Below are 13,910 nucleotides of genomic sequence, written 5' to 3'. Positions count from 1 at the left end.
TGACAAAAGCGCGAGTGGGATAGATGACTAGCACGCCAAAACCCTTGGTCCTGATCATCCTGGATGGTTTCGGTCACAGCGAAAGCCACGAATACAACGCCATCTATTCGGCCACCACGCCGGTTTACGACCGCCTGCGCGCCACCCAGCCGCACGGCCTGATCTCGGGCTCGGGCATGGACGTGGGCCTGCCCGACGGGCAGATGGGCAACTCCGAAGTCGGCCACATGAACCTGGGTGCCGGGCGCGTGGTGTACCAGGATTTCACCCGCGTGACCAAGGCCATCAAGGATGGCGAGTTCTTCCAGAACCCGGTGCTGTGCGACGCCGTGGACAAGGCTGCCGGTGCCGGCAAGGCCGTGCACATCCTCGGCCTGCTGTCCGACGGTGGCGTGCACAGCCACCAGGACCACCTGGTGGCCATGGCTGAACTGGCCGCGCAACGTGGCGCCGAGAAGATCTACCTGCACGCCTTCCTCGACGGCCGCGACACCCCGCCCAAGAGCGCACAGTCTTCCATCGAACTGCTCGACGCCACCTTCGCCCGCCTGGGCAAGGGCCGCATCGCCAGCCTCATCGGCCGTTACTTCGCGATGGACCGCGACAACCGCTGGGACCGCGTCAGCGCCGCCTACAACCTGATCGTCGACAGCACCGCCGAATTCAGCGCCAGCACCGCCACCGCCGGCCTTGAAGCCGCCTATGCACGCGGCGAGAGCGACGAGTTCGTCAAGGCCACCCGCGTGGGCGAGGCCGTCAGGGTCGAGGACGGCGACGCGGTGATCTTCATGAACTTTCGCGCCGACCGCGCCCGCGAGCTGTCGCGGGTATTCGTCGAGCCGGACTTCAACGAGTTCCCGCGCGCACGCCTGCCCAAACTGGCCGCCTATATCGGCCTGACCCAGTACTCGGCCAAGATCGCCGCCCCGGCGGCGTTCGCCCCAGGCAGCCTGAACAACGTACTGGGCGAGTACCTGGCCAAGAAGGGCAAGACCCAGCTGCGCATCGCCGAAACCGAAAAGTACGCCCACGTCACCTTCTTCTTCTCCGGCGGGCGCGAAGAACCGTTCGAAGGCGAAGAGCGCATCCTGATCCCGTCGCCGAAGGTCGCCACCTACGACCTGCAGCCGGAAATGAGCGCGCCGGAGGTCACCGACCGCATCGTCGAGGCCATCGAACAGCAGCGCTATGACGTGATCGTGGTCAACTACGCCAACGGCGACATGGTCGGCCACAGCGGCGTGTTCGACGCTGCGGTCAAGGCCGTGGAGGCCCTGGACCTGTGCGTGGGCCGCATCGTCGAGGCCCTCGACAAGGTGGGTGGCGAAGCGCTGATCACCGCCGACCACGGCAACGTCGAGCAGATGGAAGACGCGTGCACCGGCCAGGCCCACACCGCCCACACCACCGAGCCGGTGCCGTTCATCTATGTCGGCAAGCGCAACCTCAAGGTGCGTGAAGGCGGCGTGCTGGCGGACGTGGCGCCGACCATGCTCAAGCTGCTGGGCCTGGAAAAACCGGCCGAAATGACCGGTACTTCGATTCTCGTAGACGTCTGAACGGCACGCCCTACGCTGCACGGTTCAAGCTGCAGGAGCCAGCGCCACGTGCGCTGCGCCTCTTGCGGCGTGCAGCTTGAAACAGGCAGCTGAATCGCATCCCGCTTGAAGGTCGTTTTTTTTGATCGCCATGGCGGGCATACTAGGCCAGTCTCCATCCTGGGTTCCGCCTACTCCATGCTTCGCGCACTTATCCTCATAGCCCTGACCTGCCTGTTCGGCCCGGCATTCGCCGACGAGCGCGCGCAAACCCAGCAGCAACTGGACGCCACGCGCCAGGACATTGCCGAGCTAAAAAAGCTGCTTGGCCAGTTGCAGCAGGAAAAGTCCGGCGTGCAGAAAGACCTGCGCGGCACCGAAACCGAAATCGGCGAGCTGCAAAAGCAGGTGGAGGCCCTGCAGCAGGAACTAAAAAAGACTGAAGGCGAGCTGGAGCGCCTCGACAAAGAGAAAAAAAAACTCCAGAGCGCCCGCGTTGAACAGCAACGCCTGATCGCCATCCAGGCCCGTTCGGCCTACCAGAACGGTCGTGAGGAATACCTCAAGCTGCTGCTCAACCAGCAGAACCCCGAGAAGTTCGCGCGCACCCTCACCTATTACGACTACCTGAGCCAGGCCCGCCTGGAGCAGCTGCGCAGCTTCAACGAGACCCTGCGCCAGCTGGCCAATGTGGAAAAGGACATCGCCCTGCAGCAGGCCCAGTTGCTGGCCCAGCAAGGCACCCTCGAAACCCAGCGCCAGGACCTGGAAAAGGTCCGCGCCGAGCGCCAGCAGGTGCTGGCCAAGCTCAACAGCGACGTCAAGGCACGCGACCAGAAGCTGGCCGCCCGCGAACAGGACCAGGCCGACCTCGCCCAGGTGCTCAAGACCATCGAGCAGACCCTGGCACGCCAGGCGCGCGAAGCCGAAGAGGCGCGTCAGCGGGCCCTGCTGGCCGCCCAGGAAGCCGAGAAGCAGCGCCAGCGCGAAGCCCTGGCCGCCAACCAGGACGCCACCCCGAAAAAGCCCAGGGCAGTGCCCGGGCCGCTGGTTTCCAGCGACGGCGCCACCTTAGGCGGCGCTTTTTCTGCAGCACGGGGCAAACTTCCATGGCCGGTCAATGGTCGATTGCTGGCACGTTTTGGTGAAACCCGCGGCGACGACTCGCGAGCCAAGTGGGACGGGGTGATGATCAGCGCCTCCGCCGGCAGCCAGGTACATGCGGTGCATGGCGGGCGCGTGGTGTTCGCCGACTGGTTGCGCGGCGCCGGACTTCTGGTCATTCTCGACCATGGCAACGGCTACCTGAGCCTGTACGGGCACAACCAGAGCCTGCTCAAGAATGCCGGCGACGTGGTCAAGTCGGGCGAGGCGATCTCCACCGTCGGCAACAGCGGCGGCCAGGACACCGCCGCCCTGTACTTCGCGATTCGCCAGCAAGGCCGCCCGAGCGACCCGACACAATGGTGCCGTGCCCAGGGATAGGGGCACATCGTTCATTTCACGCTAGCCCCGCCAACCGGTGCCAGCGACGCTCCCCCGGGGGCAAAACCAGGATCAGGAGTTCGTTCGACATGCTGCATACGCCTCGCCTTACCTCGCTGGCCCTGACCATTGCCCTGGTCATCGGCGCGCCACTGGCCCACGCGGCCGAGCCTGCCAAGCCAGCCACGGTGGCACCGACCACGGTCACTGCCCAGGCGCCGCTGCCGCTGGAAGAGCTGCGCACCTTCGCCGAGGTGATGGACCGCATCAAGGCCGCCTATGTCGAGCCGGTGGACGACAAGACCCTGCTCGAAAACGCCATCAAGGGCATGCTCAGCAACCTCGACCCGCACTCCGCCTACCTGGGCCCGGAAGACTTCCAGGAGTTGCAGGAGAGCACCAGCGGCGAGTTCGGCGGCCTGGGCATCGAAGTGGGCATGGAGGACGGCTTCGTCAAGGTGGTATCGCCCATCGACGACACCCCGGCCTCGCGTGCCGGCATCGAGGCGGGCGACCTGATCGTCAAGATCGACGGCCAGCCGACCCGCGGCCAGACCATGACCGAGGCGGTCGACAAGATGCGCGGCAAGATCGGCCAGAAGATCACCCTGACCCTGGTGCGCGACGGCGGCACGCCGTTCGACGTGACCCTGGCCCGCGCGGTCATCCAGGTCAAGAGCGTCAAGTCGCAGCTGCTCGAGGACGGCTACGGCTATATCCGCATCACCCAGTTCCAGGTCAAGACCGGCGAAGAGGTCGGCAAGGCCCTGGCCAAGCTGCGCAAGGACAACGGCAAGAAACTGCGCGGCCTGGTGCTGGACCTGCGCAACAACCCCGGTGGCGTGCTGCAGGCCGCCGTCGAAGTGGCCGATCACTTCCTGACCAAGGGCCTGATCGTGTACACCAAGGGCCGCATCGCCAACTCCGAACTGCGCTTCTCGGCCGACCCGGCCGATGCCAGCGAAGGCGTGCCGCTGGTGGTGCTGATCAACGGCGGCAGCGCCTCGGCCTCCGAGATTGTCGCCGGCGCCCTGCAGGACCAGAAGCGCGGCGTACTGATGGGCACCGACAGTTTCGGCAAGGGCTCGGTGCAGACCGTGCTGCCGCTGAACAACGACCGCGCCCTGAAGATCACCACCGCGCTGTACTACACCCCCAACGGCCGCTCGATCCAGGCCCAGGGCATCGTGCCGGACATCGAGGTGCGCCGCGCCAAGATCACCAGCGAGCAGGACAACGACAACTTCAAGGAAGCCGACCTGCAAGGTCACCTGGGCAACGGCAACGGCGGCGCCGACCGGCCTTCGGGCAAGGCCGCGAGCAAGAAGGACCGTCCGCAGGACGACGACTTCCAGCTCAGCCAGGCGCTGAACCTGCTCAAGGGCCTGAGCATCACCAGCGGCAAGTGATGCGCTATCTGCTGTTCGCCCTGCTCTGCCTGGCCGGTACCGCACACGCGGCACCGGCCAAGGCCTACCTCACGCTGATCATCGACGACCTGGGGCAGAGCCCTGCGCGAGATGCGCGCACCCTGGCCCTGCCCGGCCCGGTCACCCTCGCGATCATGCCCGATACCCCGCACGCCACCGCGTTCGCCCGCCAGGCGCACAAGGCCGGCAAGACGGTGATCCTGCACATGCCCATGGACCCGGCCACCGGCCCCTACGCCTGGCACCCGGATACCCCGCTGCCGGAGCTGGAACAACGCCTGGGCGCAGCCCTGGCCAAGGTGCCCTATGCCAGCGGCATCAACAACCACATGGGCAGCCGCATGACTGCACAGCCGCTGCCCATGGCCTGGCTGATGGGCGAGTTGCAGCGCCGCCATCTGTTCTTTGTCGACAGCCGCACCAGCGCCGCCACGGTCGCTGCGGCCAAGGCGCAGGAACAGGGGCTGGCAAGCCTGTCGCGGGATGTGTTCCTGGATGACGTGCGCACCCCCGAGGCGATTGCCGGGCAACTGCGCATCGCCGTGGAGCTGGCGCGCCGGCAGGGCTCGGCCGTGCTGATCGGCCACCCCTACCCGCAAACCCTGGAGGTGCTCGAACGCGAGCTGCCTCGCCTGAAGGCGCAGGGCATCGAGTGGGTCGAGATCCACCAGATGATTGCCCTGCGCAGCAACCAGGCGATGGCGGCCCACGGTGCCGGCGGGCGCTATCGCGCCAGCGCCGGCGGCCAGTGAGGCGCCTACGCCAGGGGGCGTAGCGGAAACCAGCCCTTGATGAAGGCCGGGGTGAGGTCGGCGCGCCAGATCACGCCCATCTTGCCGGTGGTTTTCGCCTCTTCGAGCAGGTCGGCATAGCCTTTGGTGCGTTGCGCCTCCAGTTTGATGTGGCCCTTGCTGAACGCTGCCGTGGGCGTGTCCAGGGCAGGATAGTGCAGGTGCACGTACCATTTGTCGCCGCCCGCCACACGCACTTCGTACTCGTCGATGAAGTCGCCGGCCGCCAGGGCCTTGCGCGGCGCCTTGAATTCGATGTGCAGTTGCTTGCGCTCCCACAGATACAGCAGGTTGCGCGCGGTGGGCTTCTGCGCCTTGCACATGCTCAGGCGCAGGGCATCGGCTGCGTCCCTGAGCCCCTGGGCCTCCTGGCGCAGCTGGGCAACGGTGGCCTGCTCGGTATCGGGCAGGCCGCTGTGGCGCTCGAAGTCATCCGCCACGCGGATCAGCCGATCGGCCAGGATGGTCAGCGGGAACACGATATCCCCCGGTTGATGCCCGCTGCCGGACAACCCCTGCTGCTTGGCCTTGAGCGGGGCGACCTGATCGAGCACCTGGCGCGCCTCGCTGCGCAGGGCCTTGCGCGGCTTGAGGCCGACCGGCGTGGCGGGCAATACGGTCTTGATCGGGTTCCAGTCATCGCCGCCGTGCTCGCGGTAGGACGCCACGATGCGGTGGTTGGCATCCTCGATATCCACGATCGGCACCGGCTCGCCGGGCGATGGCGCCCGTACCCGCCCCACCACCACCCGGCGGGTACGCGTGACGATCACCTTGCGCTTGCGCGTCGGCCGGGGCGTCGTGCTGGTGGCCGGCACCGTGACCAGGCTGTCCAGTTCTGCCCTGGCGCTGGCATCGAGCTCGTCGAGGGTCTGCACGAACGCCGCCAGATAGTCCTTGCCGGGCACCGGCGCGAACAGGTCGCCCACATACTGGGCAACCGCCTTGGCCCGCGAGTAGCAGTGCGAGGCCTCGCGCAGCACCTGGATGCGCTCCTGGGGCGTGAACTCCTGGGCATCGATGCCCAGCTGCTCATGCGAAAGCACCCCGGCGACGATGTCCGGGTCCAGCAGCAAGTCCTTGTAGAACGGGCGCTGGGTGGCGTCCGCGATACGCGTGTCCAGGCTCATGTAGCCGAGGATTTCCAGGTAGGCCGTGCGGATGCGCTGGGCGCTGAACACCTTGAGCTCTTCACGCTTGGCCTCGCCATAGCGGATGATCTCGTCGGCCGTGGCCTTGACCGCCGGCTCGCGGCGAACCTCCTCGACCAGGGCGCTGCAGGCCTCGGCCTGCTCCAGGGCCAGCAGGTGGAACGTCTCGTTCTGCGTGTTGGCCTCCAGCAACGCGGAAAACGGCTGTGCGGTATCACCCAGAGTGACCTGGAACGCATTCTCGATCCAGGCATCGTGCAACGAGATCTTGAACTGCTTGCTGTGGTACTGGGCCTGCAACTGCAGGCGCGCCTGGAAGTTCATCCTGAAGTTCAGGTTCAGTGCCTTGCTGTAGTCGGCCGCAGTGATATGGCCGTAGAAATCCGCCAGTTTCAGGGTTTCGCGGGCTTCGAGGGTGGTGCGCAGCAGGTCCTTGGCCACCTCGATGAAGGCGTCCTGCTCGACCTTGAGTGCCTGCTCGGCCACTTGCGCACGCGTGCGTGCCTGCTTCATCGCTACCAGCCGGGTCGCCGTGCGATCGAGCTGGTACTCGCGCTGGGCCTTGAACATCGGGTCGAGCAAGGCGTTGAGCTCGTTGACCTTGGGGGTCATGGCCACAATGCGCCTGAGGCAATCCTGCTGCGCCGACTCCAGCGTGGCGTTGAGCTGCTGAAGCTGCAGCCTGTTCTGCGCCTTCTTCTCCTGCAGGCTCATGCGCTTTTTCGGCCCGCCCCCGCGCAGCCCCAGGCGCAGGTCCAGTTGCCAGCTGCCTTCGCTGCTGCGCCGCAGCCACGGGCCACGGCGGCTGCTGTCGAGGGGGTCGACGATGCAGAAGCGCCCCTCCACCTCCAGCACGCGGTACCAGCGGTCATCGAGTTTTACATGCGCGTTCCCGTCGATCAGCGCCAGGCCGCGGCGCTCCCCCGTCTCGATCAGGCCGGTCGGCTCCTGGCCGGGCGTGACCTGCATCGGGCGCAGGAACGCACGCAGCTCGGGCGTCGCTTCGTTGCGCATGCCGCTCCAGGAGAAGTCCATGGCTGTCGGCAACGCACCGGCACTGCGCAGTTGCGGGCCCAGGGGCTGCTGCACCGGTACCAGCACGCCGGTCACTGGCAGCTCGCCGCGCACCGGCAACGTTTGCTGCAGCATCGAGGGCTGCACCTTGATCGGCGTCGCGCGCGCCATGCCGACCTCCCCGGCCCCGTGCATGAACACCGTGCTCAGGTTGAACAGCAGGTCGACCACGGCCTGGGCGCGCGTGGTGTCATCCCCCTCGCGCAGCGCCTTGAAGTCGCTGTCCAGGCTGCTGACCAGTTGCACCAGCCATCCGGCGACAGCTGTCGGCCCACGCAGGTAGGGCAGCGCGATATTGAACAGCAGCCAGCCCGCCTCCTTGAAGCGCAGCCAGCGATCTTCGGCGTTGGATACCGATTGCCGGTCACCCAGGGTGATCAGCGCGTCCACCGTACTGGTGTAGAAATGCGCCAGCAGGTCACCGGTCAGCGCAGCGCCGCCAAGACGCGGCACGTTCGCCCCCGGCACAGCCACCGGGTCATCCACCGTGATACCCAGGTGAGGGTTGGCAAAGCCGCCGTTGGCATAGATGCGCCGGGCGTCCCGTCCCATCCAGCTCAGCACGCTGGCTTGCAGCTCGGGCTCCTCGAGGGCCTTGAACAATGCAGCCTCGCTGGCAAATTCGCGCAGCAGGGGCTCGAACAGCGGTCGGTACAGCACGCGCTCGGGCCTGCCGGGCAGGGCGAACACGAACATGTTGTCGACCACGTCGGGGCTGGCCCCTTCGCCACTGAGGAAGGTCAGCGGGCGCACCTCGACCCGGTCGGTCTGGTCGGTGCTCATGGCGTAGTCCACGCAGCGCAGGCCCTGGCGGGTGAAGCCCTGCTCGCCCCTGATCCGGTACTCCAGCGCCAGCAATGGCAGTTGTGCGCGCAGCGTGTCGGCGAACAGCTGCCGACGCTCGTCGGCCTGGCGTGCATCGGTGCGCATGGCGTGTTCGATCACTGCCAGGTAGTTGGCCCCGACATCCACGGCGGTGATGAGTGTCATCACATACTCGGCGCTCAGCCATGCGGCGATCTCGTCGCCATCGGCATGGGCAATGCTCATCGGGCCCTTGGGCAGGCCGGACAGGTTTTCCAGCGCGGCATCCACCAGCAGCAGCCTGACCGTCTCGACGAAGCCGAAGCCACCCTGGCCATAGGGCACCTGGAAGGTCAGCACCAGCTTGTAGGGGTCGTAGGTCGGCCCGCCCGGTTGATCTGCCGCCATGCGCTCGCCCAGCGCCTTGGCGGCATAGTCGCGCAGGGTCGGGATACCGTGGTCATAGGCCTTGCCGGCATTGTGCTGGTGCGCCAGCGCCATGCTCAGCCATTGCATGCGGTAGTCCAGGTAATCGGCCCCCGAAGCCTGCTTGAGCCATGCCGGCAGCTGGCCAAGCACCTGGGTGTCGGCAGGCGTCGGCACGAATGCCCGGTTGCCGGCCAGGCGCGCAGCCACATCGGACACCGTGGCAAACAACCCCTCGAGCTCAGTCACCGACTGCCCGCCCAGGCGCAGCGCCTGCACGTCACGCAGTTGCTGATCGAGCAACGCCTCGGCCTGGACCCTGAACGGATTGCCTTCGACCTCCAGCAACTGCCACTGCAGCCCGACCAGCCGATAGGCGCCTTCGAGTTCGTCGGTCAACGCCTCGCCGAACGCCTTCAGCGAGGCGTGGGCGCTGACCTGACCTGCGGGCGTACAGCGCAGCACCTGCTCGCCGCGGACCAACACCAGATCGCTGAGCAGCATCTGCGTGCTGGTCAGGCTGGCGTCGAGCTGCAGTTGCACCAGGTACACCCGCACGGCCTGCTCGCCCTGGGCCTGACGCAGCGACCAGCGTGGCCATTGCAGCACCTGGCCCAGCATCCCGGCCCAGGCCTGTTTGCCGCCGGCGTGTGGCACCAGGGCCTGGGCCAGGGTTCTGGCCAGCCAGCTCAGGCGCGGAACGCCTTCACTGCCCCTGGCCTGCCAGTAGTTCATCAGGGCCCGCTGGAACTCGGCCACGATGCCGTCGGCAAACACCTTGATCATTTCGCGCAGGGTGTCCGCATCAAGTGCATGGCCCTGCAGCTTGAGTTTCACCGCGTCGGCCTGGCCCAGAAAACCGGACAAGCCACCCGCATGCATCTGCAACGGCTCCCAGGTGCACAGGTTGTCCAGTGCAGCGTCCACCAGCGGGCGTACCTGATAGAACTGCGCGCTGCTGTCGGGCACGTACAAGCGCAGCGCCTCCACATCGGCGGACAGCCCGGGGAAGTACTCGCGCAGCAAGCGCTCCAGCAGCGTGACGCTGGCGCTGCGCAGGGTCGGGCGGCTGGCGAACTGCTCGGCCACCATGGCGGCGAGGGCATTGTCGGGTTCGGGCGTGGGCAGGTCTTGCAGGATATGCAGTGGCATCTAACACCTTCCATGAGTGATCGGGCTGTGCAATTCACAGCGACGATCCATCACAGCAGCCCGGTGCATGGCCGCGGCACTACATAGTTAGGCGCTTACAGGTAGCGGGCGAAGGTGGCGTCGACGAAGCCTTCGTCGCGCAACTGGTCCAGGCTGTGCTGAAGCTTTTCCACCACCGCATCGGGTACCTGGCGGTTGAGTGCCAGGTACAGCTGGGCGCCGTTGAAGCGCAGCACGGTCTTGAGCTGGGTGATGCCGATCTGGCGGGCCAGGTAGCGCCCGGCGGGGTCGCCGGTGGCCCACAGGTCGATCTGGCCTTCGAGCAGCTTGCGCGCGTTGTCCGGGTCGCGCAGCACGGTGATCGGCTTGAGCCCCTTGCTGCTCAGGTGCTGGGCGATGGCATCGCCTTTATAGGCACCGATCCGGTAGCCGCGCGCGTCGCCGAGGTGTTCGAGGGTGATGGGGCTGTCGGGGCGGGCCAGCAGAATCCAGTCGTCGGGGCCCAGCGGCCCGACCCACTTGAAGAGCTTTTCGCGGTCGGGTTGGCGGGCCATCACGAACACACCGTGGTTGGGGCTGTTCAGGGCCTGCTGGTACACGCGTTCCCACGGGAAGCGCAGGGTCATGCTGTAGGGGATGGCGGCGCGCTTGAACATCTCGCGAACCAGGTCGGCGGCGATGCCCTGGATCTTGTCTTCGCGGGCGAAGTTCTTGCCGTCGCTGGCCATGTTGTAGGGCGGGAAGTTTTCGGTGAGCAGCACCATCGGGTCAGCGGCGCGGACGGTGGCAGCGAGGGAGAAGAGGCTGACGAGCACGACGAGCAAGCGTGTGAACATAGGATGGACCCGATTCCCTGGCGATGTGCCTGCATTACCTTAACAGCAAATGCTTCGCCGGCAAGGCCGGCTCCTACAGGTTCGCTGCAGTGTAGGAGCCGGCCTTGCCGGCGAATGCGGCCGCTCAGCGCACGCAGATGCCGCGCTGCGCCATGTAGGCCTTGGCTTCAGGCACCGTGTACTCGCCGAAGTGGAAGATGCTGGCCGCCAGCACTGCGCTGGCATGCCCTTCCAGGATGCCGTCGGCCAGGTGCTGCAGGTTGCCCACACCACCGGAGGCGATCACCGGAATGCCCAGCGCGTCGCTGATGGCGCGGGTCACGCCCAGGTCGAAGCCGCTCTTCATGCCATCCTGGTCCATGCTGGTGAGCAGGATCTCGCCCGCGCCCAGGCCTTCCATCTTCTTCGCCCACTCCACCGCATCCAGCCCGGTAGGCTTGCGCCCGCCGTGGGTGAAGATCTCCCAGCGCGGGGTTTCGCCCGGGCCGGAGACCTTCTTGGCATCGATGGCAACCACGATGCACTGCGAGCCGAAATGCTGTGCGGCCTCGCCCACGAACTCGGGGTTGAACACCGCTGCGGTGTTGATCGAGACCTTGTCGGCACCGGCGTTGAGCAGGTTGCGGATATCCTGCACAGTGCGCACGCCGCCGCCCACGGTCAGCGGAATGAACACCTGGCTGGCCATGCGCTCGACGGTATGCAACGTGGTGTCGCGGCCATCGACGCTGGCAGTGATGTCGAGGAAGGTGATCTCGTCGGCACCCTGCTCATCGTAGCGACGGGCGATTTCCACCGGGTCGCCGGCATCACGGATGTTCTCGAACTTGACGCCCTTGACCACTCGACCGTTGTCGACGTCCAGGCAAGGGATGATGCGTTTGGCCAGCGCCATGCCGTTCTCCTCAGCCTTTGTAGCTGTCGCAGAAGGCTTGCGCCTCGGCCACATCCAGCGTGCCTTCGTAGATCGCACGGCCGGTGATGGCGCCGATGATCCCCGGTGCCCTGGCGTCGAGCAGGGCCTTGATGTCACCCAGGTTGTGGATGCCACCGGAGGCGATCACCGGGATCTTGGTGGCGGCAGCCAGGGCGGCGGTGAACGGCACGTTGCAGCCTTGCATCATGCCGTCCTTGGCGATGTCGGTGTAGACGATCGCCGAGACGCCATCGGCCTCGAAACGCTTGGCCAGGTCGATGACCTGCACCGAGCTGACCTCGGCCCAGCCGTCGGTGGCCACGAAGCCGTCCTTGGCGTCCAGGCCCACGATCACCTTGCCGGGGAACGCACGGCAGGCTTCGGCCACGAACTCGGGTTGTTTGACCGCCTTGGTGCCGATGATCACGTAGCTGACGCCGGCCTTGACGTAATGTTCGATGGTTTCCAGCGAGCGGATGCCGCCGCCGATCTGGATCGGCAGGTTCGGGTAGCGCTTGGCAATGGCAGTCACCACCTCGCCGTTGACCGGCTGGCCTTCGAAGGCACCGTTCAGGTCGACCAGGTGCAGGCGGCGGCAGCCACCGTCGACCCATTTGGCGGCCATGCTCACCGGGTCATCGGAAAATACCGTGGAATCTTCCATGCGGCCTTGGCGCAAACGTACGCAAGCACCGTCCTTGAGATCGATAGCGGGAATAATCAGCATCTGGGGAACCTGTCTATTCGGTAAACAGTGAGCTCGGGAAGTCAGTTCTTCTCGAGCGACCACAAGTCGCTTTCAATGCTTTCGAACCTCTCTTTGAGGTGCGCCTGCACATCGAAAATCGCCCTGTTGTAGTAATGCGGTGCAATCTCCTGGCTGAACAGCTCCAGCACTTCAGCCACCTCGAACGAACCCAGCTCAAGCTCGAAGCGGTCTTCGAGAAAACGCTTGAGCTTGGCCAGCGCCTCGCGCTCTTCTTCAGGCGCGAGGGTGAGGATCGGCCGCTTGGCGCGGGACTTGCCCATTACCGGCGACCATCCCAGCCGGCGAAGTTCTGCAGCAGCTGCAGGCCATGGGTATGGCTCTTCTCCGGGTGGAACTGCACGGCAAAGCGCGAGCCGTCGGCCAGCGCGGCGGCAAAGTCGACGCCATAGTGACCACTGCCCGCCACCTGCGCCGCGTTGGCGGCGGTGATGTAGTAGCTGTGCACGAAGTAGAAGCGCGCACGGTCGGGGATGTCGTGCCACAGCGGGTGGTCGATGGCCTGGGATACTTCGTTCCAGCCCATGTGCGGCACCTTAAGGTGCTCGCCGTCCTCGTGCAGGCCCTTGCCGAAGAAGCGCACATTGCCCGGGAACAGGCCGATGCAATCGACGCCGTCGTTCTCTTCGCTGTGGTCGAGCAGGGCCTGCATGCCCACGCAGATGCCGAGGAAGGGGCGGTCCTGGCTGACTTCACGCACCAGGCTGTCGAAGCCCAGGCGGCGAATCTCGGCCATGCAGTCGCGGATCGCGCCCACACCCGGGAACACCACGCGGTCGGCCTCGCGGATCACCGCAGCATCGCTGGTGATCAGCACCTTGCCGGCGCCCACGTGCTCCAGGGCCTTGGCCACCGAGTGCAGGTTGCCCATGCCGTAGTCGATAACGGCTACCGTCTGCATTACAGGCAGCCCTTGGTCGACGGCATCTGGCCGGCCATGCGTTCGTCCAGCTCGATGGCCATGCGCAGTGCGCGGCCGAAGGCCTTGAACACGGTCTCGATCTGGTGGTGGGTGTTGTGCCCGCGCAGGTTGTCGATGTGCAGGGAGACGTTGGCGTGGTTGACAAAGCCCTGGAAGAATTCCTGGAACAGGTCGACGTCGAAACCGCCCACGGTGGCGCGGGTGAAGGGCACGTGCATCTCCAGGCCCGGGCGGCCGGAGAAGTCGATGACCACGCGCGACAGCGCCTCGTCCAGCGGCACGTAGGCATGGCCGTAGCGGCGGATGCCCTTCTTGTCGCCGATGGCCTGGTTGAATGCCTGGCCCAGGGTGATACCGACGTCTTCGACGGTATGGTGATCGTCGATGTGCAGGTCGCCCTTGCACTCGATGTCCAGATCGATCAGCCCATGTCGGGCGATCTGGTCGAGCATGTGTTCGAGGAAAGGCACACCGATATCGAATCGGGCCTTGCCGCTGCCATCCAGGTTAATCGAGGCCTTGATCTGGGTTTCCAGAGTATTGCGCTCGACGCTAGCCGTACGTTCGACCATCACCAGCTCCGCAAAATCATTGGGCGAAAAAGGTGTCCATTATAGGC

Annotated in this window: 11 protein-coding genes; 4 read left to right on the top strand and 7 right to left on the bottom strand. The window is 65.9% G+C overall.

Features of this window, described 5'->3' with window-relative positions; translation table 11 throughout:
* Window positions 1-23: 23 nt before the first annotated feature.
* From gpmI to KH389_RS01625, 4 genes are all read left to right on the top strand, one after another.
* Window positions 24-1,559: a 2,3-bisphosphoglycerate-independent phosphoglycerate mutase gene (gpmI, locus tag KH389_RS01640; protein ID WP_043862200.1), complete on the top strand. Its 1,536-nt coding sequence runs from the start codon at window positions 24-26 to the stop codon at window positions 1,557-1,559.
* A 177-nt stretch (window positions 1,560-1,736) separates the two neighbouring features.
* Entirely contained in the window at window positions 1,737-3,023 is a 1,287-nt protein-coding gene (locus tag KH389_RS01635; RefSeq protein WP_213606770.1) for a murein hydrolase activator EnvC family protein, read from the top strand.
* Between the two features lie 89 nt (window positions 3,024-3,112).
* Window positions 3,113-4,432, top strand: a complete 1,320-nt coding sequence (locus KH389_RS01630) for a S41 family peptidase (RefSeq protein WP_043862202.1) — start codon at window positions 3,113-3,115, stop codon at window positions 4,430-4,432.
* Window positions 4,432-5,205: a divergent polysaccharide deacetylase family protein gene (locus tag KH389_RS01625; protein ID WP_043862203.1), complete on the top strand. Its 774-nt coding sequence runs from the start codon at window positions 4,432-4,434 to the stop codon at window positions 5,203-5,205. The genes KH389_RS01630 and KH389_RS01625 overlap by 1 nt, the downstream gene beginning before the upstream one ends.
* A 5-nt stretch (window positions 5,206-5,210) precedes the next feature.
* Here KH389_RS01625 and KH389_RS01620 read toward each other — a convergent pair whose 3' ends face one another.
* From KH389_RS01620 to hisB, 7 genes are all read right to left on the bottom strand, one after another.
* Window positions 5,211-9,851: a hypothetical protein gene (locus KH389_RS01620; RefSeq protein ID WP_213606769.1), complete on the bottom strand. Its 4,641-nt coding sequence runs from the start codon at window positions 9,849-9,851 to the stop codon at window positions 5,211-5,213.
* Window positions 9,852-9,946: 95 nt separating this feature from the next.
* A complete protein-coding gene (locus KH389_RS01615) occupies window positions 9,947-10,687 on the bottom strand; it encodes a substrate-binding periplasmic protein (RefSeq protein ID WP_213606768.1) in 741 nt (246 codons plus the stop codon).
* A gap of 124 nt (window positions 10,688-10,811) precedes the next feature.
* On the bottom strand, window positions 10,812-11,582 hold the full coding sequence (gene hisF / locus KH389_RS01610) for an imidazole glycerol phosphate synthase subunit HisF (RefSeq protein WP_043862206.1): 771 nt from the start codon (window positions 11,580-11,582) through the stop codon (window positions 10,812-10,814).
* A 10-nt stretch (window positions 11,583-11,592) separates the two neighbouring features.
* Window positions 11,593-12,330, bottom strand: coding sequence for a 1-(5-phosphoribosyl)-5-[(5-phosphoribosylamino)methylideneamino]imidazole-4-carboxamide isomerase (gene hisA, locus KH389_RS01605; RefSeq protein WP_043862207.1), 738 nt, complete (start codon window positions 12,328-12,330; stop codon window positions 11,593-11,595).
* Window positions 12,331-12,371: 41 nt separating this feature from the next.
* A complete protein-coding gene (locus KH389_RS01600; RefSeq protein WP_043862208.1) occupies window positions 12,372-12,632 on the bottom strand; it encodes a DUF2164 domain-containing protein in 261 nt (86 codons plus the stop codon).
* Window positions 12,632-13,270, bottom strand: a complete 639-nt coding sequence (gene hisH / locus KH389_RS01595) for an imidazole glycerol phosphate synthase subunit HisH (protein WP_043862209.1) — start codon at window positions 13,268-13,270, stop codon at window positions 12,632-12,634. The genes KH389_RS01600 and hisH overlap by 1 nt, the downstream gene beginning before the upstream one ends.
* Complete coding sequence (hisB, locus tag KH389_RS01590; protein WP_043862210.1) at window positions 13,270-13,863, bottom strand: imidazoleglycerol-phosphate dehydratase HisB; 594 nt, start codon at window positions 13,861-13,863, stop codon at window positions 13,270-13,272. The genes hisH and hisB overlap by 1 nt, the downstream gene beginning before the upstream one ends.
* Between the last annotated feature and the right edge of the window lie 47 nt (window positions 13,864-13,910).

Source organism: Pseudomonas qingdaonensis, assembly GCF_018398475.1.
Taxonomy (GTDB): Bacteria; Pseudomonadota; Gammaproteobacteria; order Pseudomonadales; family Pseudomonadaceae; genus Aquipseudomonas; species Aquipseudomonas palmensis.
This window is presented reverse-complemented; position numbering and strand designations above follow the sequence as displayed.